This is a genomic window from uncultured Caldilinea sp., assembly GCF_937128415.1.
Lineage (GTDB): Bacteria > Chloroflexota > Anaerolineae > Caldilineales > Caldilineaceae > Caldilinea.
The window spans coordinates 34,829-52,671 of record NZ_CAKZMJ010000109.1; the positions used below are offsets into that span (position 1 = coordinate 34,829).

Annotated in this window: 13 protein-coding genes; 5 read left to right on the forward strand and 8 right to left on the reverse strand. The window is 63.2% G+C overall.

Annotated elements, in window-relative coordinates:
• Window positions 1–73: 73 nt before the first annotated feature.
• Window positions 74–850: an AAC(3) family N-acetyltransferase gene (locus tag Q0367_RS20610; RefSeq protein WP_297638744.1), complete on the forward strand. Its 777-nt coding sequence runs from the start codon at window positions 74–76 to the stop codon at window positions 848–850.
• Between the two features lie 31 nt (window positions 851–881).
• Here the strand turns inward: Q0367_RS20610 and Q0367_RS20615 are convergent, their stop codons facing one another.
• A complete protein-coding gene (locus Q0367_RS20615) occupies window positions 882–2,612 on the reverse strand; it encodes a thiamine pyrophosphate-binding protein (RefSeq protein ID WP_297638741.1) in 1,731 nt (576 codons plus the stop codon).
• 270 nt (window positions 2,613–2,882) lie between these two features.
• On the opposite strand from Q0367_RS20615, the gene Q0367_RS20620 reads away from it, so the two are divergent.
• Entirely contained in the window at window positions 2,883–3,104 is a 222-nt protein-coding gene (locus Q0367_RS20620; protein WP_297638738.1) for a DUF2905 domain-containing protein, read from the forward strand.
• 125 nt (window positions 3,105–3,229) lie between these two features.
• Here Q0367_RS20620 and Q0367_RS20625 read toward each other — a convergent pair whose 3' ends face one another.
• From Q0367_RS20625 to icd, 4 genes are all read right to left on the reverse strand, one after another.
• Window positions 3,230–4,198 carry an aldo/keto reductase gene (locus Q0367_RS20625; RefSeq protein ID WP_297638735.1) on the reverse strand — a complete coding sequence of 323 codons (969 nt, stop codon included), beginning with the start codon at window positions 4,196–4,198 and terminating at the stop codon, window positions 3,230–3,232.
• Window positions 4,199–4,230: 32 nt separating this feature from the next.
• On the reverse strand, window positions 4,231–4,506 hold the full coding sequence (locus Q0367_RS20630) for a YciI-like protein (RefSeq protein ID WP_297638732.1): 276 nt from the start codon (window positions 4,504–4,506) through the stop codon (window positions 4,231–4,233).
• Between the two features lie 29 nt (window positions 4,507–4,535).
• Window positions 4,536–6,359, reverse strand: coding sequence for an alpha-amylase family glycosyl hydrolase (locus Q0367_RS20635; RefSeq protein ID WP_297638729.1), 1,824 nt, complete (start codon window positions 6,357–6,359; stop codon window positions 4,536–4,538).
• 86 nt (window positions 6,360–6,445) lie between these two features.
• Window positions 6,446–7,693 carry an NADP-dependent isocitrate dehydrogenase gene (icd, locus tag Q0367_RS20640; protein WP_297638726.1) on the reverse strand — a complete coding sequence of 416 codons (1,248 nt, stop codon included), beginning with the start codon at window positions 7,691–7,693 and terminating at the stop codon, window positions 6,446–6,448.
• A 427-nt stretch (window positions 7,694–8,120) separates the two neighbouring features.
• Between icd and Q0367_RS20645 the strand changes: the two genes are divergently transcribed.
• The 3 genes from Q0367_RS20645 to Q0367_RS20655 all read left to right on the forward strand — a co-directional run bounded on the left by Q0367_RS20645 (window position 8,121) and on the right by Q0367_RS20655 (window position 11,990).
• The gene (locus Q0367_RS20645; protein WP_297638724.1) at window positions 8,121–8,348 is read left to right on the forward strand and encodes a hypothetical protein; all 228 of its coding nucleotides are present in this window, start codon (window positions 8,121–8,123) and stop codon (window positions 8,346–8,348) included.
• A gap of 175 nt (window positions 8,349–8,523) precedes the next feature.
• Window positions 8,524–11,070 carry a U32 family peptidase gene (locus tag Q0367_RS20650; RefSeq protein ID WP_297638720.1) on the forward strand — a complete coding sequence of 849 codons (2,547 nt, stop codon included), beginning with the start codon at window positions 8,524–8,526 and terminating at the stop codon, window positions 11,068–11,070.
• Window positions 11,071–11,195: 125 nt separating this feature from the next.
• Entirely contained in the window at window positions 11,196–11,990 is a 795-nt protein-coding gene (locus tag Q0367_RS20655) for a glucose 1-dehydrogenase (protein WP_297638717.1), read from the forward strand.
• Between the two features lie 25 nt (window positions 11,991–12,015).
• Here Q0367_RS20655 and Q0367_RS20660 read toward each other — a convergent pair whose 3' ends face one another.
• From Q0367_RS20660 to ileS, 3 genes are all read right to left on the reverse strand, one after another.
• Window positions 12,016–13,113 (reverse strand): alkaline phosphatase D family protein, encoded by a 1,098-nt coding sequence (locus Q0367_RS20660; RefSeq protein ID WP_297638714.1) that lies wholly within the window; start codon window positions 13,111–13,113, stop codon window positions 12,016–12,018.
• 19 nt (window positions 13,114–13,132) lie between these two features.
• Complete coding sequence (locus Q0367_RS20665) at window positions 13,133–14,503, reverse strand: helix-turn-helix domain-containing protein (RefSeq protein ID WP_298984491.1); 1,371 nt, start codon at window positions 14,501–14,503, stop codon at window positions 13,133–13,135.
• A 66-nt stretch (window positions 14,504–14,569) separates the two neighbouring features.
• Complete coding sequence (ileS, locus tag Q0367_RS20670) at window positions 14,570–17,812, reverse strand: isoleucine--tRNA ligase (RefSeq protein ID WP_298984494.1); 3,243 nt, start codon at window positions 17,810–17,812, stop codon at window positions 14,570–14,572.
• Window positions 17,813–17,843: the final 31 nt, after the last annotated feature.

The window sequence follows — 17,843 nt, forward strand, 5'->3', positions numbered from 1 at the left end:
GTTCTGGGGCTGATGAAAGAATGCGAAACGTGCACAAACGCAATCCGCAGCACGTTCTATCGAATGCGACTCAATGACGCAAATTATCCCCATTGCTGAGCTTGTTCGACAGCTTGAAACGCTTGGCGTGAATTCCGGCGGAGTGCTGCTGGTGCACTGTGCGTTCTCGCAGGTGAAGCCGGTCGAAAATGGCCCCCTGGGGCTGATCGCAGCTTTGCAAGCGGCGGTCGGCCCCAACGGGACGTTGGTGATGCCGAGCATGACCGACGAAGAGGAACAGGTCTTCGACCCTGAACACACGCCCTGCCTGGGCATGGGCGTCGTCGCCGACCTCTTTTGGCGACTGCCCGATGTGCTGCGCAGCCACAGCCCCCATGCCTTCGCCGCTTGGGGAAAACATGCGCCGGAGATCGTCGCGCCGCATCCGATCGACGTCCCCCATGGGGTGGACAGCCCGGTGGGCCGCGTCTATGCGCTGGACGGGCAGGTGTTGTTGCTCGGGATCGACCACACGGCCAACACCACCATCCATCTGGCGGAGAATCTCGCCGGCGTGCGCTATCGACGGAGGAAGCGAACGCCCACTCTCGAGAACGGGCGTTGGCGGTGGGTGGAGTATCAGGAAATCGACCACTGTTGCGAAAATTTCCGGCTGGTGGATGCCTGGCTGGATGAGCGAGGACTGCAACGCAGAGGAGCGGTCGGACACGCGCAAGCGCGCCTGGCGCGGGCGCGCGACATTGTCAACGTCGTGGTCGAGCAGCTTCGACGCAACGAGACCGTGTTTTTGCACCCCTTCGGCGTGGATGCGGAATGCGACGAAGCAAGGGCCAGTCTGGCGGTCGCATAAACGCCTTCCTCACCACCTTTCTCAGGCGGCCTCACATCGAAATCGAGCCTTTGCGGAAATCAGTCTTGCCAAGGATGACGTTCAGCACCGTCGGCCTACCGGAGGCTGCAGTTTGGCGCGCCTGCTCGATGGTCTCCGCCGCCAGTTCAGGGTCCTCCAGGCGGAAGCCCGCCGCGCCGAAGCCCTCCACCGCGCGCTCGTAATCGCTGTGCGCCAGCTCCGTCGCCACCGGGTCGCCCAGGAGCTCGACTTGCTCACGCGCAATTTGCGACCAGCTCGCATCGTTGCCGATCACTGCAAGCACCGGCAGTCCGTGGCGCACAAAAGTGTCGAACTCGGCGACGGAATAGCCGAAGGAGCCGTCGCCGTAGAGCACCCACACGTCCGCTGTGGGATGGACAAGCCTGGCGCCGAGCGCAAAGCCGGCGCCGACGCCGAGCGTGCCGAAGGCCCCCGGATCGAGCCAACGCAACGGCCCCGGCGGCTGGATCACATAGGAGGCGGTCGCCACAAAATCGCCTCCATCCCCGATCAGGATCGAGTTGGGCGTGAGCTGGCGGTCGATCTCCATGCACAGGTGCAACGGGTTGACCTTGCCGGTCGGCGCCAGCGCCTGCGCAGCGATCTCGGCGTTGCGCGCGTCGTCGCGGGCGCGCAGATGGGCGACCCACTCGCGCCAAGCCTCAGGTCGGGGAGAGGAGAGCATCGCAGCCAACATGCGCAGCGCCAAGGCCGGGTCGGCCAGAAGGCCGAGCGTCGGCTTACGATTTTTGGTCAGGTCCTCGCGGCTGCGGTTGACCGAGACGTAGACGGCGCTGCGACGGATGTGGTTGCCGTAGTCGAGCCGAAAGTCGCAAGGGACGCCGGCCAACAATACAAAATCCGCCTCGCGCAGCGCCTCGCGACGTTTGTGGCGCATCTGCAGCGGATGGTCGCGCCCTAGCAGCCCGCGCGCCATGCCGGAGAGATAGACCGGCGCGGCGATCGTCTCCAGCGCCTGCGCCAGCTCGTGGACGCGCCCTGCGTCGAGCATCGCCTGGCTGCCGATCAGGAGCAAAGGGCGTCGGGCGGCGAGGAGGCGTTCGGCGACCTTTTGCAGCGCCGTCAGATCCGGGGCGGGCGGCGCTGCTTCGATCCTGTCGCCCGGATGGACGCTATCGGCGCCGCGAAAAAGACGGTTGACGTGAAAACGCAAGTAGTGCTTGAGCGCCTTGTCGGCCAGCGACTTGCCGCCGCGGTCGGCGCCGTACCAGGAGCGCACCGTCGCCTCGTCGTAGAGCAGATCCACCGGACACTCGACAAAAACCGGGCCGGGGACGCCGCTCTGGGCGACGTAAAACGCCTCTTCCAGCGCAGGGATCAGCTCTCGGACGCGCCTCACCTGCTTCGCCCATTTGACCACCGGCCGCACCACGGCCATCTGATCGATGTCCTGAAGCGCGCCGCGGCCTTGCAACGCAGTCGGCGCAGCGCCGCCGATCACTACGACCGGAGACTGCGCCATCTGTGCGTTCTTGAGCGCCGTAATCGCGTTGGTGACGCCTGGCCCCGCCGTGACCGCAGCGACGCCGGGGCGACCGGTCAGCCGCGCCACGGCGTCGGCGGCGAAGACGGCGGTCGCCTCGTGTCGCGTGTCGATGACGCGCACCCCGCGCCGTTTGGCCCCTACTAAAATCGGCGAAATATGGCCGCCGACCAGGGTGAAAAGCAGCTCGACGCCCTGCGCTTTGAGCACCTCCGCCACGCGGTCTCCGCCATGCATACGCTGAATCTCCAAGATGAAATGAGCTGCAAAATCAGTTGACCGCCAAAGAATGTTTCCCAGGCGAGACGCAGAAGCCCGATCACCGGAAAAATGCTGCGCATTCGACGCCTCTGCGGTGAATGTTTTGTGCAGTGGGGTCCGTAAAATTTTAACACCGGCGAAGGTTATGCGCCAAGCGTGAAGGCTATGTGCCAAGTGTGATGAATCATGCTATACTTGCAGCGCGCACTTGGCGTGAATCCCAAACAGGACATTTCGTAAAAGGCTATGACGGAAGTAGGCAAATTGCTGATGGTGATGGGCGCCGGGTTGTTTTTGATCGGATTGTTGCTCGTGTTCGGCGCCAGATTTCCCTGGTTTGGCAACCTGCCGGGAGACATCGTCATCAAACGCGACAATTTCACACTCTTTGCGCCGCTTGGCACGATGATCCTGCTCAGCATTGTGCTGACGATTGTGCTCAACGTGATCGCCCGCCTGTTTCGATAGGCGGGCGTTGCTCATGCGGACGTTCTCAAACAGTTGCATACAAGAGCGGAGGATGCTGCAGAGAACGCCCTCCTTGCATCCACACAGCCCCAGCAGGAAAAGTCGGTCAGCCTCCTCGAGGCTCTTCAGGCTCCGGAGCGCCACTCCGAGGCCTGATCGAGCAGCGCCAGCTGGCCGCTCGTCAGCTTTAAATCGCAGGCGGCCAGGCTCGCCTGCAACTGCTCCACTGAGTTCGCGCCGATGATCGGCGCCGTCATCTCCGGCTGCGCCAACAACCACGCCAGAGAGACCGCCGTCGGCGTGGCGCCGGTTTCGGCGGCGACGGCTTTCACCGCGTCGAGTACGCGCCAGCCCGCCTCGTTGAAATAGTGGCGCTTGATGCCCTCGGCGCGCGCCGATTCGGCTGCGCCTTCTTTCGCGTATTTGCCGGTCAAAAAGCCGCCGGCCAGCGGGCTGTAGGGAATCACGCCGAGGCCAAAAGTGAGGCAAACTTCTTTCAGCTCCCGTTCGTATTCCGCCCGATGCGCCAGGTTGTAGTGAGGCTGCAGCGAATCGTAGCGCACGAGGTTGCGCTTGTCGCTGGCCCAGAGCGCCTCCATCAACCGCCACGCCGGATAGTTGCTGCAGCCGACGTAGCGCACCTTGCCCTGACGCACCAGCGCGTCGAGCGCATCCATCGTCTCTTCGATCGGGGTCTCTGCATCGCACCAGTGCGCTTGATAGAGGTCGATATAGTCGGTCTGTAGACGGCGCAGGCTGTCCTCGCACGCCTTGAGGATGTGGACGCGGCTGAGCCCCTCGCCGTTCGGGCCTTCCCACATGCGCCCGCGCACCTTGGTCGCCACCACCATTTGGTGGCGATTTTTGCGCGCCTTCATCCAGCGGCCGATGATCTCCTCGCTGACGCCGCCAGGGTTGTTCGGCGCCCAGTTGCTGTAAATGTCGGCGGTGTCGAGAAAATTGCCGCCCGCCTCGACGAAGGCGTCCATCACTCGCCAGCTTGTTTCCTCATCGGCGGTCCAGCCCCACTGCATGGTGCCCAGGCAGAGTTCGGAGACCTTCAGGCCGGTGCGCCCAAGATTGCGATAGTTCATTGCGCCTCCTTCGCTTTATTACGGGGTTGCGTTCAGCCGCCGATGACAACCGTCCACGGTCGAATACGCCACGCCGTCACCAGCCCGTGTTTCACATAGGGGTCATTGCGGACGAACGCTTCGATCGGCTCCGGCCCGTCCGCCTTGAAGACGAACACGGCGCCATCGACCGGCTCGGCGAGCGCGCCGACCATGAGCAGCTCGCCCCGTTCGTGGGCCGCCTGCGCCAGCGCCAGGTGTTCAGCTCGATAGGGCGTGCGCCGCTCCAGAATGTCCTCGACGTAGTCATAAAACAGCAGATAGTGCATGGTCATTCCTTTCGTTTGACTGAATTGCTTCACACAAAGAGCGCAGCGTCATAGGGTCCAAGCTCCATCACGATGCGTCCGTCTTGGGCGGTGCGCCGACGATTGCCCACGACATCTCGCCAGACGCCGTCGCGCGAGGTCGGCAGCTCGACGGTGCGCGGATCGGGAGAGAAGTTCAGCGCGCAGACCGCATAGTCGCCTGCATCGTCCCAGCGGCAGAAGCGCACCACCTGCTCGGTGGGAAAGTGGTTGTCGAAGAAACGAATATAGTCGCTGCGCAACGCAGGATGCTGGCGTCTCGCCCGAATCAAACGTTTGGTCATCTCCAGATGTCGGCGATGTTTGGGACGCGTCAGCTTGCTCCACTGCAGCGGCGCAAAGTCGATGGTGCGCGGGCTGTCGTCGCCGTACTCCTGGCCGGCGTAGATCATCGGCACGCCTGGCGCAGCGAAGACGGCCACCAGCCCCAGTTTCGCCCGCGCCAGCGCCACATCCTGAAGCGTCATCCCCGGCGGCTGCGGGATGTACTTGCCGGTGTAAAACTTGATTTCGTGCTCCGGGCGCACCTCATCGTGGCTGCACGAATAATTCACGACCTGCGTGGCCGTGCTGAAGCCCAGATCGCGGTAGCCGCCGATGGTGCGGAAGATGTCGCGCTTCTCCCACTCCCAACGACAGTTGAGCACATCGTCCAGCGTGTGGTGAAAATAGCCGTTCCACACTGCGTCCATCTCGGTCTCGTGCACCAGCCGCGGGGCCGTCTTTTCCGGGCTGGTTCCTTCCAATTGCCAAAATTCGCCGATCAGGATGCAATCCGGTTTGGCCTGCCGCGCCGCCCAGCAGATCGCAGCGATGCCGTGGTACGGGTTAAAGTCCGGCCGCATGGGGTTGTTGCTGTCATAATCGACGCCGCCCACCCAGTCGAAGCGGAAGCCATCGATGTGATACTCCTCCAGCCAGAAGCGCACGATGTCCTGAAAGTAGCGCGTGGTCTCCGGGTTGAAGTGATCCCAATCCACCCCGCCCCACATGTTGATGCTCGGCGGCGTGTGGTGGAAGAAGGGGTTCCAATCGGTCAGCCATTCCCCCTTCGGGCCGTACATCGGCGGATAGATGTTGTAGTAGGGGTGTTGCCCCCAGGCGTGATTGAAGGCGACGTCTAGAATCACGGCCACGCCGGCGCGATGACAGGCGTCCACGAAACGCTTGAAGTCGTCGGGGCCGCCGTAGGTGTTGGCGACGGCGTGGTAGAAAACCGGATTGTACCCCCAGCTCGACTCGCCGGGGAAGGCGTTGATCGGCATCAGCTCGACGCAGTTCACGCCCAGGCCAACGATGTAGGGCAGCTGCCGCGTGAGACGCTCGAAGTTGCCGTAGTGCGGATAGCCTCCATGCCAGACGCCGGCGAAGTCGCGCACGCAGAGCTCGTAGATGACCAGATCGCGCAGCGCCGGCGTTCGCCACCCCTGATCGCGCCAGGGGAAGGGCGCCTCGGCGCCGGAAAGCACGGCCCACGGCGTCTTCTGTCCCCAAAAGACCTCGCGCGCATACGGATCGCCCACCCAGGCGTGCGAGTCTTCATCCACCACGACATAGAAGCCATAGCGCGTGCGGCCCGGGTCAGGGATCGTAATCCACCACGTCCCCTGACCATCGGTCTGCATCGGATGGCTGCGCGTGTCCCAGTGGTTGAAGTCGCCGACCAGGCTGACGAACGGCTTGAAGGGCGCGCGCATCACAAAGGTCACCGTCCCTCGCCCGAGTAAATTGCGATGAGCGCCCCCGCGCAGGTCGCCTGGCAGCTTCCCATCGGTGGCTGCGCGCTGGAATGGGGCTGCAAGTTGGGCGCTCATGGTTTGCAAAAGGGATGGAATCCGGATGCGAAATAAAGGGTGGAGCGAGGCGAATAGTCGGGAGCCTATCCGCCTCAGCACGCGCCTCATCCCATGTTGGCGATCAACGCCTTGCCGAACTCGCTGCATTTGACTTCGGTGGCGCCTTCCATCAGACGGGCGAAATCGTAGGTGACGATCTTTTGGCTGAAGGTGCGCTCCATGGCCTGGATGATGAGGTCGGCGGCTTCGGTCCAGCCCATGTGGCGCAACATCATCTCGCCGCTGAGGATGACGGACGAGGGGTTGACTTTGTCCAGCCCGGCGTATTTGGGCGCCGTGCCGTGCGTCGCCTCAAAGACGGCGCGACCGGTGACGTAGTTGATGTTGGCGCCCGGCGCAATGCCGATGCCGCCCACCTGCGCCGCCAGCGCATCGCTGATGTAGTCGCCGTTGAGGTTCATGGTGGCGATCACATCGTACTCGGCCGGACGGGTCAAAATCTGCTGGAGGAAAGCGTCGGCGATGACGTCCTTGATAATGATGCCGTTGGGCAGGCGATGCCACGGGCCGCCGTCGAGCGGCTCGGCGTCGAACTCCTCGCGCGCCACCTTGTACCCCCACTGCATGAAGGCGCCCTCGGTGAACTTCATGATGTTGCCCTTGTGCACCAGGGTCACGCTCTTGCGCTTGTTGTCGATGGCGTACTGGATGGCGGCGCGCACCAATCGGCTGGTGCCCTCCTCGCTGATGGGTTTAATGCCAATGCCACTGCTCTTGGGGAAGCGTATCTTGGTGACGCCCATCTCGTTCTGCAGGAATTCGATCACCTTGCGGGCGCCCTCGGAGTAAGCTTCCCACTCGACGCCTGCGTAGATGTCCTCCGTGTTCTCGCGGAAGATGACCATGTTGACCAGCTCCGGGTGCTTGACCGGACTGGGCACGCCCGTGAAGTACTGAACCGGTCGCACGCAGGCGTAGAGGTCGAGCCGTTGGCGCAGCGCCACATTGATGCTGCGGATGCCGCCGCCGACGGGGGTGGTCAGCGGGCCTTTGATGGCGACGATGTACTCGTCGATGGCGTCGAGCGTCTCCTGCGGCAGCCAGATCGGCTCGCCGTAGACCTCATTGGCCTTCTCGCCGGCGTAGACTTCCATCCAGGCGATCTTGCGCTTGCCGCCGTAAGCTTTTTCCACCGCGGCGTCGAGCACCGGCTGGCTCGCCGCCCAGATGTCGACGCCCGTGCCGTCGCCTTCGATAAAGGCGACGATCGGGTTGTCGGGCACATGGAGCTTGCCATCCACAAGGGTGATTTTTTCGCCGTGACTGGGGACGACAATTTTCTGGTAAGCCATGAGTTCTTCTCCTTTTGGGTCGTGCAGGCATTTGATTCAAAAGAAACAAGCCATTGCGAGGAACAATTCAGCCTTTTTGAATTGCACAATTCAAGAAAATGCGTTGCAAAGTGTACCAAATCGGCGGCGATCCGTCTATTTCCTCGGCGGAGTTTTGCACTTTTTCACATGATCACATTGTGAATTCTCTCACATGCAGATCGCCTCCCATGGTGTAGAATATTGTGATGGTGTTGGCGCTCTGCGCCGATACCTTAAAGGGTTGTGCAAATGTCAGTTTTTTTGAGCTTGCTTGTCGAGCCTCAACACTCCTGACCGCTTGCACAACTCACAACAAATCGATGGGAACGACGAGCAAGTCAAAGCGGCAAGTTGGAACCTGCCAAACTGCAAAATCGTTCTCCATCATCGAAAGGAGTATAGGATTATGATGGATTACTTTATTGTTCAATTGGCTCGCAGCGAATACGAAGAGCGTGTTCGCAAAGCGGAGATGGAATTGATGGCGAAACGCCGCCAGCTCGAGGAACCGGGCGTGATGAGCCGCATGCTCTTTCGCCTGGGCGAGTGGCTGGAAAGCGTCGGCGCGCGCTTGAAGGCGCATTACCAGCCGACGTCTCTACGCCAGACCTATCACGGCGGTCACGCCAGATAATTTTTCTCCCGCACAGTTGCAAAGATGCATCTGTGATGAAAACAAAAAAGAATAAAAAAATGCAAACACCGCTGAATGAGCGGTGTTTGCATTTCCAGGCGTTTCTAATTGACGATGCATCTCCCAAAGTTTTCGGAACAAGCATGCTCCTGATACACTGCATGGCATGAGCGAAATGACATTTCCTGTGAAGCCGGAGATCATGAGTCCGGCCGGCTACTGGCCCCAATTGCACGCCGCCGTTGAGGCGGGCGCCGACGCAGTCTACTTTGGCTTGCGCCACTTCACGGCGCGCGCCAAGGTCGGCTTTGCGCTTGAAGAGCTGCCGGAAGTCATGGATGCGTTGCACCGCCGCGGCGTCAAGGGGTACGTCACCTTCAACACGCTCGTTTTCGACCATGAAATGGAAACCGCAGCGCGGGCAATCGCAGCGATTGTCGAAGCGGGCGCCGACGCCTTGATCGTGCAGGACATCGGTGTCGCCCGGCTGGTGCGCGCCATCGCCCCCGACGTCGCCGTGCACGGCAGCACGCAGATGAGCATCACCAGCGCCGAAGGCGTGGCGCTGGCCCAGCAGTTCGGCGTCTCGCGCGTGGTGCTGGCGCGCGAGCTTTCGCTGGAGGAGGTGCGCGCCATCCGCCGCGCCACCGACTGCGAGCTCGAACTCTTCGTCCACGGCGCGCTGTGCGTCTCCTATTCCGGGCAATGCTTCTCCTCGGAGGCGTGGGGCGGACGCAGCGCCAATCGCGGCCAGTGCGCGCAGGCGTGCCGCCTCCCCTATGAACTGATCGTGGATGACGCACCGAAGCCGCTAGGCGACGCGCGCTATTTGCTCTCGCCCGGCGACCTGTACGCCCTGCGCCAAATTCCGGAGATTCTCCAAATCGGCGTTCATGCGCTGAAGATCGAAGGACGCTACAAAGACGCCGACTATGTGGCGCTCGCCACCGCAGCCTATCGCAAAGCCGTGGATGAGGCGTGGGCCGGCTTGCCGCTGAGCCTGACGCGTCGCGAGGAGCTGCAACTGGAGCAGGTCTATTCGCGCGGCCTGGGGCCCTATTTCATCGCCGGAGTGAATCATCAAGCCGTCGTGAGAGGACGCACCCCGCGCCATCGCGGCGTGTTGATGGGGCGCGTCGTGCGCGTGCTGGCGGATCGAGTGTGGGTTGCGGTGGAGCCGGAAGTGGCCGCCGTTGCGCCCCTCAAACCCGGGGACGGCGTCGTCTTCGACGCCGCCGACTGGCGCAGCCCGGAGGAGCCGGAGGAAGGCGGCCGCATCTATCATGTCCTTCCTCGGCGCAATGGGCTGGTCGAACTGACCTTCGGCAACGGAGCCATCGATTTTTCGCGCATTCGACCGGGCGATCTGCTCTGGCGCACCCACGATCCCGACCTGGATCGGCTGGTGCGTCCTTATGTGGAGGCGAAAGCGCCGGTGCGTCGTCAGCCGGTCAAGGTGCATGCGATCGCGGCGGAGGGCGCGCCGCTCGTGCTTGAGTGGACGTTGGCGGAGGATCCTCAGGTGCAGGTCACGCTCTGGTCAGACGAACCGTTGGAGACCGCCACCCAGCGCGCGCTCGACGCCCCTCTCTTGCGCGAGCAGCTCGGACGCCTGGGCGGCACGCCCTACGAGCTTGCCGAACTTACGCTGGACGTCAGCGGCCGTCCCTTTGCGCCCGCCTCCCTGCTCAACCACCTGCGCCGCGAGGCTGTGGCGCAACTTCAGGAGCGCCAACGTCGCCGCCATGCCGTCGTGCATGATCCGCTCGATGCGCTGCGGCGGGTGGCGGAGGCCAATCAGCAATCGACCGTTCATCTCCCGATCCATCGAACTTCCTCCAGGCAAGAGCAGATCGCCCTGCATCTGCTGGTGCGCACGCCCGAACAGCTCGACGCCGCCCTGGCCGTGCGACCGAGCAGCATTACGCTCGACTATCTGGAGCTTTATGGGCTGCGCACGTCGGTGGAAAAAGTGCAGGCCGCCGGCGTCGATGTGCGCGTCGCCAGCCCGCGCGTCCTGAAACCCAACGAGCAGCGCATCGTGAATTTTCTTCTGCGCCTGGGCTGTCCCATCCTGGTGCGCTCGAGCGGCCTGCTCTATGCCCTGCGCACGGCGCCGGCCGCGCCGGAACTGATCGGAGACTTCAGCCTCAACGCCGCCAACGAACTTTCGGCGCGCACGTTGCTGGCGCTGGGGCTGACGCGTCTGACGCCGACGCATGACCTCAACGCCGCTCAGGTGGCGGAGCTGGCCCGGCGCGTCGGCCCGGCCCTTATCGAAGCGATCGCCTATCAGCACCTGCCGGTCTTTCACACCGAGCACTGCGTCTTCTGCCGTTTCCTCTCGACGGGAACCAGCTATAAAGATTGCGGCCATCCATGCGAAAAACACAAGGTCGCCTTACAGGACGGCGCCGGACGCCGCCACCCGGTCATGGCCGACGTCGGCTGTCGCAACACCGTCTTCGGCGCCGAGGCGCAGGACGCCAGCCTGCACCTCGATGCATGGCGAGCAGTTGGCATTCAGCACTATCGACTGGAGTTTGTGCACGAAAGCGGCGCCCAGGTCTATGAGGTCGCCGAGGCGTTCCGCGCAGCGCTGGACGGCAAGCTGAACGGAGCGGCGCTGCGCAAGCGATTGGAGCGCATTGCGCCGCAGGGCGTGACCGAAGGCAGCCTCTTCGTCCCGCCGAATTACACCGAGATTCCGCTGCTGTTGTAGCGCGGCCGTTCCTGTAGGTCACGCCTCCAGTGCGACTGTAGGCGTCCGACCCCAAGGCCGAAGCTACAAATGTCTTGGATGCTCAAAAAACCTACATTGAAGAGAGGGCAAAAGAGGAGGCGTGCATGGCTGCCACATTTGATCTCACCGGGAAAGTCGCCATCGTCACCGGCGCCTCGCGCGGCATCGGCGAGGCCATCGCTGCGGCGCTGGCGGGCGCGGGCGCCAGCGTGGTCATCTCCAGCCGCAAACAGGAGAATGTGGACGCCGCTGCGGCCCGGCTGCGCGCCGCCGGCGGCGAAGTCACCGCGATCGCCGCACACACCGGCGACGCAACGGCGGTCGAGGCGTTGGTGAAGGGCGCCGTAGAGCGCTATGGCGGCGTCGACATCCTCGTCAACAATGCAGCCACCAACCCGCACTTCGGGCCGGTGTTGACGGCGGAGGAAAGCCACTGGGACAAGACCTTCGACGTCAACGTCAAGGGATATTGGCGCATGGTGAAAGCGTGCGTCCCGCATATGCAGGCGCGTGGGGGCGGCAAGATCATCAACGTGGCCTCCATTGCGGGCAAAATTCCCCAGCCGGGCATGGGGGTCTACTGCGTCACCAAGGCGGGCGTGATCATGCTGACCGAGGCGCTGGCCGCCGAGCTGGCGCCGCTCAACATTCAGGTCAACGCCATCGCGCCGGGCTTTGTCAAAACCAAGTTCAGCGCTGCGCTCTGGTCCAACCCGGCGATCAACGAGGCTGTGCTGGCGGGCGTTCCGCAGCGTCGCATGGCCGAGCCGGAGGAAATTGCAGGGATTGCGCTCTATCTGGCCTCGCCGGCGTCGAGCTTCACCACCGGCGCCACTTTTCTCATCGACGGCGGACAGGCGGTCGGCCATCCGTTGTACGCCATGATGAAAGGTGCATGAATTGTGCGCATGAACTTGCTCAGCGTCAAGGCTGCAGCTCGCTCAAACGCAGAACGTGGCGCAGCACGGGGCGATTTTCCACAGCGCGGATTTCCAAGGCGATCGTCGGATCCTCGACGGACCAATCGATTGTGATCAGCCCAAAATTGTCGCCGACGAAATAATCCCCGTAGCGGTTGACGTCCGGCGCCACCCGATCTGGGTCCACATTTTCCGTGAGTCCGCTGGAATTGACCTCCCACAGCGGATACGGCGCGCCTGCATCGAGGCGAGAAAATTGCGCGCGGTGCGTATCGCCGGTGATGAAGAGGACGCCGTTGGCGCGGGTCTCCGCCAGCAGCCGCAACAGTCGAGCGCGCTCCGCCGGAAAGTTGGCCCAAATCTCCCAGCCGGTTCCCTCCTGTGCGAAGGGAATGCTGGTGGCGATGATGCGCACGGTCGCCGGTTGACGAAGCTGCGCCTCCAGCCACGCCCACTGATCCTCCCCGAGCAGCCGCGCATCGGGGTCGAGATTGGCCGTATAGGGGCCGATGTTGTGCGCCCTTCTGCGCCGGTGTTCTTCGTCGCTGACCCGTGCGAGCGGCGAGCGATCCCAGCGCGTGTCGAGCAGGATCACCTGCACCCGCCGCTCCTCCGGGCCGAATGCGTAGGCAGTGTAAATTCCACCGTTGCGCAGCCGCCGTTCGCTGTCGGGCGGTTCGCCCCAGAAATCGAGGAAAACCTCCCTGGAGCCGTATTTGGCGGGATAGTCGCCGCCGACGTCGTTGAGGCCATAGTCATGGTCGTCCCAGGTGGCGACGACGGGCGTTGTTGCGCGCAGGCGTTGAAAGCCGGGCTGCGCAGCGAGCAATGCATAGGCGCGGCGCAGCTCGGCCATATCGGTCGTGTCGCCGTAAACGTTGTCGCCCAGAAAGACAAAGAGGTCGGGTGCAGTCGCCAGCACGGCGTCCCAGATCGGCTGTGGTTTGGTCTGTCGGGCGCAGGAGCCAAAGGCGATGACGTCGATGGTCACCGTCGCATCTGGCGTTGCAACGGCTGGAGGGGGCGGCGCAACCGGCCTGCAGCCTGCCAGGAGGAGCGCTGCGATCACCCACCAGCGCCACGATAGGAAAACGCTCGTCATGATGGACCCTCCTGCAGGCTCAATCGCTGGTGATGACAGGCAGCAGCGCGCGGAAGGAGCTTTGATACTGGAGCTGGCTGTCAAGGTAGTCGCCGGCCCAGCCGCCAGTGATCACGATCTGGCCGTTGTCGCCGACCGCGGCGAGATGGCGCCACTCTCCTTCGATCGGCGATAGGAAGTTGCTCCAGGCGTTGGTGACCAGATCATAGCGCTCCAGATTGACCAGCGTCCGTGTCCAACCGCCTCCCAATGCATAGAGCGCCACGCCGTCGTACACCAGCGCCAGTCCGCCGCGCGGGGTCGCCATCGGCGCCAGCTCGTGGAGTTCGCCGGTGGCAGGAGTGAAACGCTCCAGCAGGTCGAGTTCGTGTGCGCCGTCATAGCCGCCGCCCACGTAAATGTCCCCCTGGATGAGCGCAGCCCCCAGGAACGCGCGCGCCTTGGTCAGATGACCGACCTGCTCCCAGCCGTTGTCTTCTCCAGCCTGGAGTGGGAAACGCCAGATCTCATCGCGCATCGTCTGGCCGTCCCAGCCGCCGAGCAGATAGAGTGCGCCGTCGTCGGCGACCAGCGCGGCCCCGGCCACCGGATAGGGGAGTCGAGCGACTTCCTCCCAGCGTCCCGAAGCAGCGTCGAAGGCAAAGAGGCGATCGGAAAGCGCGGCCGTTCCGTCGGGTTGAAAATGGCTGCCCCCTGCTGCATAGATGCGTTCTCCATGGACGGCGGCGGCGAGGTTGGCCAGCGGCGTCGGCAGGGGCGTCGCCGAAACCCATGCGCCGACTCCAGGGTCATAGTAGGAGACGGAGTCCAACGTTGCGCCTCCGTTCGTTTCTCCGCCCAGGACAAACTGCACCCCGCGCAGGTTCACCATGGCGTGACGTCCTAGCGGGAAGCGCAACGGCGCTCGCGCTTGCCAGCGCGAATCCAGCTGCAGCGAAGGGGGAGCCGTCGCCGACGCTTTGGCGTTGGTGAGCAGATCGGGCGTCTCGGCCATCCATGCGCCTGCGAACGGAGCGATAAAGAGCAAGAGGCAGAGGGACAGGGCGGCGACCAAATAGGCGCGCTGCCAGGGCGCAACGTAGGCGGGCAGATCGTCGAGGGGAGGCGGTTCAGGCGGTGGAGGCGACGTTTTTTCCGCCTCCACCGGCTCCACCACAGCGCCGGGCACAATGAGCCAGCCGCGCTGCACCAGCAACATCGTCGCCTCGGTGCGGCTGTTCACCTGGAGCTTCTCGAAGATGTTGCGCAGATGCACCTTGACGGTGTGGGGGCTGATCACCAGCTCCCGCGCAATCTCTGCGTTGCTGGCGCCGGTCGCCAACAGCCGCGCCACCTCCATCTCCCGTTCGCTCAGCGGGTTTTGGACAGGCGTTGCCTCGCGTTCGACCATGCCTTTTATTGTACAGAAAGTCGGTCAGAACCGAAACAACGCCAACGCGCTTCGGCTCTGCTCCGCCTATGCTTTCTTCGCAATGGCGATGGTGATAGTCTTGCCATCCAGCTCAAAGCTCGTCTGCGGCAAGTGCGCCGGGACGGCGTCCCCCTGCGCGGCGTGAAGCTGCACCAGCTCCACGCTGAGCGTCTCCTCGCGCACGTAGCCGCCGAAATGCGCCAACACGTCGTGCATGATCTCCGAATCGCCGATGTAGGTGACGATGCGGTCGCTGATCTCCAGCCCGGCGTCTTTGCGCAGCTGCTGAATGCGCCGCACCAGCTCGCGGGCGTGCCCCTCCTGGATCAGCGCCTGGTCCAGTTCGGTGGTGACCGCCACCAGATAGCCGGCGTCCTGCGCCACGCTGAAGCCGGCGCGCGGGGTCACGCGCACTTCGACGTCCTCCGGCGCGACGGCGTAGCGTTCGCCGTCGACCTCAATTTCCACCGTCTCGCCGGCCTGGAAACGCGCAGCCAGCTCGGCCTGGTCCATTGCAGCCATCGCCTGTCGAATCTTGGGATAGCCTTTGCCGTATTTCTGGCCAAGCTGCTTCGGATAGGGGAAGACCGTCACGTCCACCAGGTCGCTGCTGGCGTGGGTGAAGCTCATGGCCTTGACGTTCAGTTCGTCGAGCACAAGCTGCTGGAGCCGACGCAGGGCCGCCTCTTCCGCCGGGTTGCGCGTGCGCACGACGACCTGCGCCAGCGGCTGGCGCACCTTCAGGTTGGCGTTCTGCCGGGCGGCGTGACCGAGGCTGGTCACGCGCTGCACCAACGCCATGTCTGCGCTCAACTGCTCGTCAATCAACGCCTGATTGACCTGCGGCCAGCGCGAGAGATGGACGGAGTCCGGCGGCGGAACGTTCGGCGACGCCGCTTTTTGCGCTTCGTTCGATGCGACGTTGACGACGAGGTTCTGATAGATTTCCTCTGCAATGAAAGGCGTGGCCGGCGCCAGGAGATGCGCCAGCGTCACCAGCACGTCGTAAAGCGTCTGCAGCGCGTGCGGGTCGCCGTCCCAGAAGCGGCGTCGACTGAGGCGCACGTACCAGTTGCTCAGGCTCTCGACGAAGTCGGCGACCGGCCGCGTGGCGCCGAGCACGTCGTAGTTCTCATACGCCTCGGTGACGTCGCGGACGAGCCGATGCAGCTCGGAGAGCACCCAGCGATCCAGGAGATGGGGGGATGGGGATGAAGAGGCTGAGGATGCGGCAGGCGTTGCTCTCCAATCGCTGAGATTGGCGTAGGTCACGAAGAACGAATAGGTGTTCCACAGTGTGTTCAGGAACCTTCGCACCGTCTCGCCGACCAGGTTGATGGAGAAGCGGCGGCTGTTGCCGGGCGGGCTGGCGGTGTACATATACCAGCGCGTGGCGTCGGCGCCGTGCAGGTTGAAGACGTCCCACGGGTTGACGACGTTGCCGCGGCTCTTGCTCATCTTGCTGCCGTCTTCGGCGAGGATATGCCCCAGGCAAATCACGTTCTTAAAGGCCGGGCGGTCGAAGAGCAGCGTGCTCACGGCGTGCAGCGTGTAGAACCAGCCGCGCGTCTGGTCGATCGCTTCACAGATGTAGTCGGCCTGCTTCTGGCGCTCCCAGATTTCCTGGTTCTCGAAGGGATAATGCCACTGCGCCACCGGCATGGAGCCGGAGTCGAACCAGACGTCGCAGACTTCCTTGATGCGCCGCATCACGCCGCCGTCAGGCGCCGGCCAGGTCAGCTCGTCCACGTAGGGGCGGTGCAGATCGAGGTTTTCCAGCTTGCGCCCCACCTTCTCCTCCAGCTCGGCGATCGAGCCGATGCATTCCATGTAGGTGCTGCCGGGCGCGTCGCTCTTCCAGATGGGGATCGGCGTGGCCCAGTACCGTTCGCGACCGAGCGCCCAGTCCACGTTGTTCTCCAGCCAGTTGCCGAAGCGTCCGTGCTTGATGTGCTCTGGATACCAGCTGATCAGCTCGTTGTTGGCCACCAGCCGGTCTCGATAGGCGCTGGTGCGGATGTACCAGGTTTCGCGCGCCACGTAGAGCAGCGGCGAGTCGCACCGCCAACAGAAGGGGTAGGTGTGCTCATAGGCGCCCGCCTTGTAGAGCAGGCCGCGGTTGGCCAAATCTTGCTGGATGAGCGGGTCGGCGTCCTTGACAAACATGCCCGCCCATGGCTTCACCTCGGGGCGAAATGCGCCTGCGCTGTCGATGGTGAGGAGGATCGGCAGGTTGTACTTTTTGCCGACCTCCATGTCGTCGGCGCCGAAGGCCGGCGCAATATGCACGATGCCGGTGCCTTCTTCGGTGCTGACGAAGTCGCCCGTGACGACGTAGCAATAGTCCTGCTCGACGGGATAGAAGCGATAGAGCGGCTCGTAGTGGATGCCGGCCAGGTCGCTCCCCTTCATGCGGTCGAGCACTTCATAGCCTGGCTGCAGGACGCGCTCGGCCAGATCCGCCGCCAGCGTAAGGATGTCTCCACTGACGTCGCGCACGCGCACGTAGTCGATGTCGGCGCCGACGGCCAGCGCCACATTGCCCGGCAACGTCCACGGCGTCGTCGTCCAGGCGAGGAGGTATTCCACCTCTTCCGGCGATCGGCCGCTCTGTACGAAGGAGCGCCCCTCGCCATGACGCACGCGGAACTTGACGTAGACGCTGGGGTCGATCGTGCCTTCTTTGTACCCCAAGGAAAGCTCATGGCTGCTGAGCGGGGTGCCGCAGCGCGGGCAATAGGGCACAATCTTGTAGCCCTGGAAGAGCAAGCCTCTCTCCCAAAATTGCTTGAGAATCCACCAAAGCGACTCGATATACTCGTTGTGAAAGGTCACATAGGCGGTTTTCAGGTCGACCCAAAACGCCATGCGCTCGGTGAGCTGCTCCCAGTCGGCGATGTATTCCATCGTCGATTCGCGGCAAAGGGCATTGAAGCGGTCGATGCCATATTCCTCAATCTGCCTTTTGCCGGTCAGACCGAGCTTTTTCTCGACTTCAATCTCGACCGGCAGGCCATGCGTGTCCCATCCGCCGCGGCGCAGGACGTAGTATCCCTGCATGGTTTTGTACCGGGGGAAAATGTCCTTAAACGCGCGCGCCAGCACGTGATGAATGCCGGGTCGGCCGTTGGCGGTCGGCGGGCCTTCATAGAAGACGTACTCCGGCCCCCCTTCGCGCTCGCGCATGCTGCGCTGAAAGACATCTCGCTCCCGCCAGAGCTGCAGAATCTTCTCCTCCATCTCTGGATAGTTGACGCTCGGTTTGACTTCTTTAAATTTCGGTTCCATGGCGTCTATCACCTCATCGCAATCATTCCAA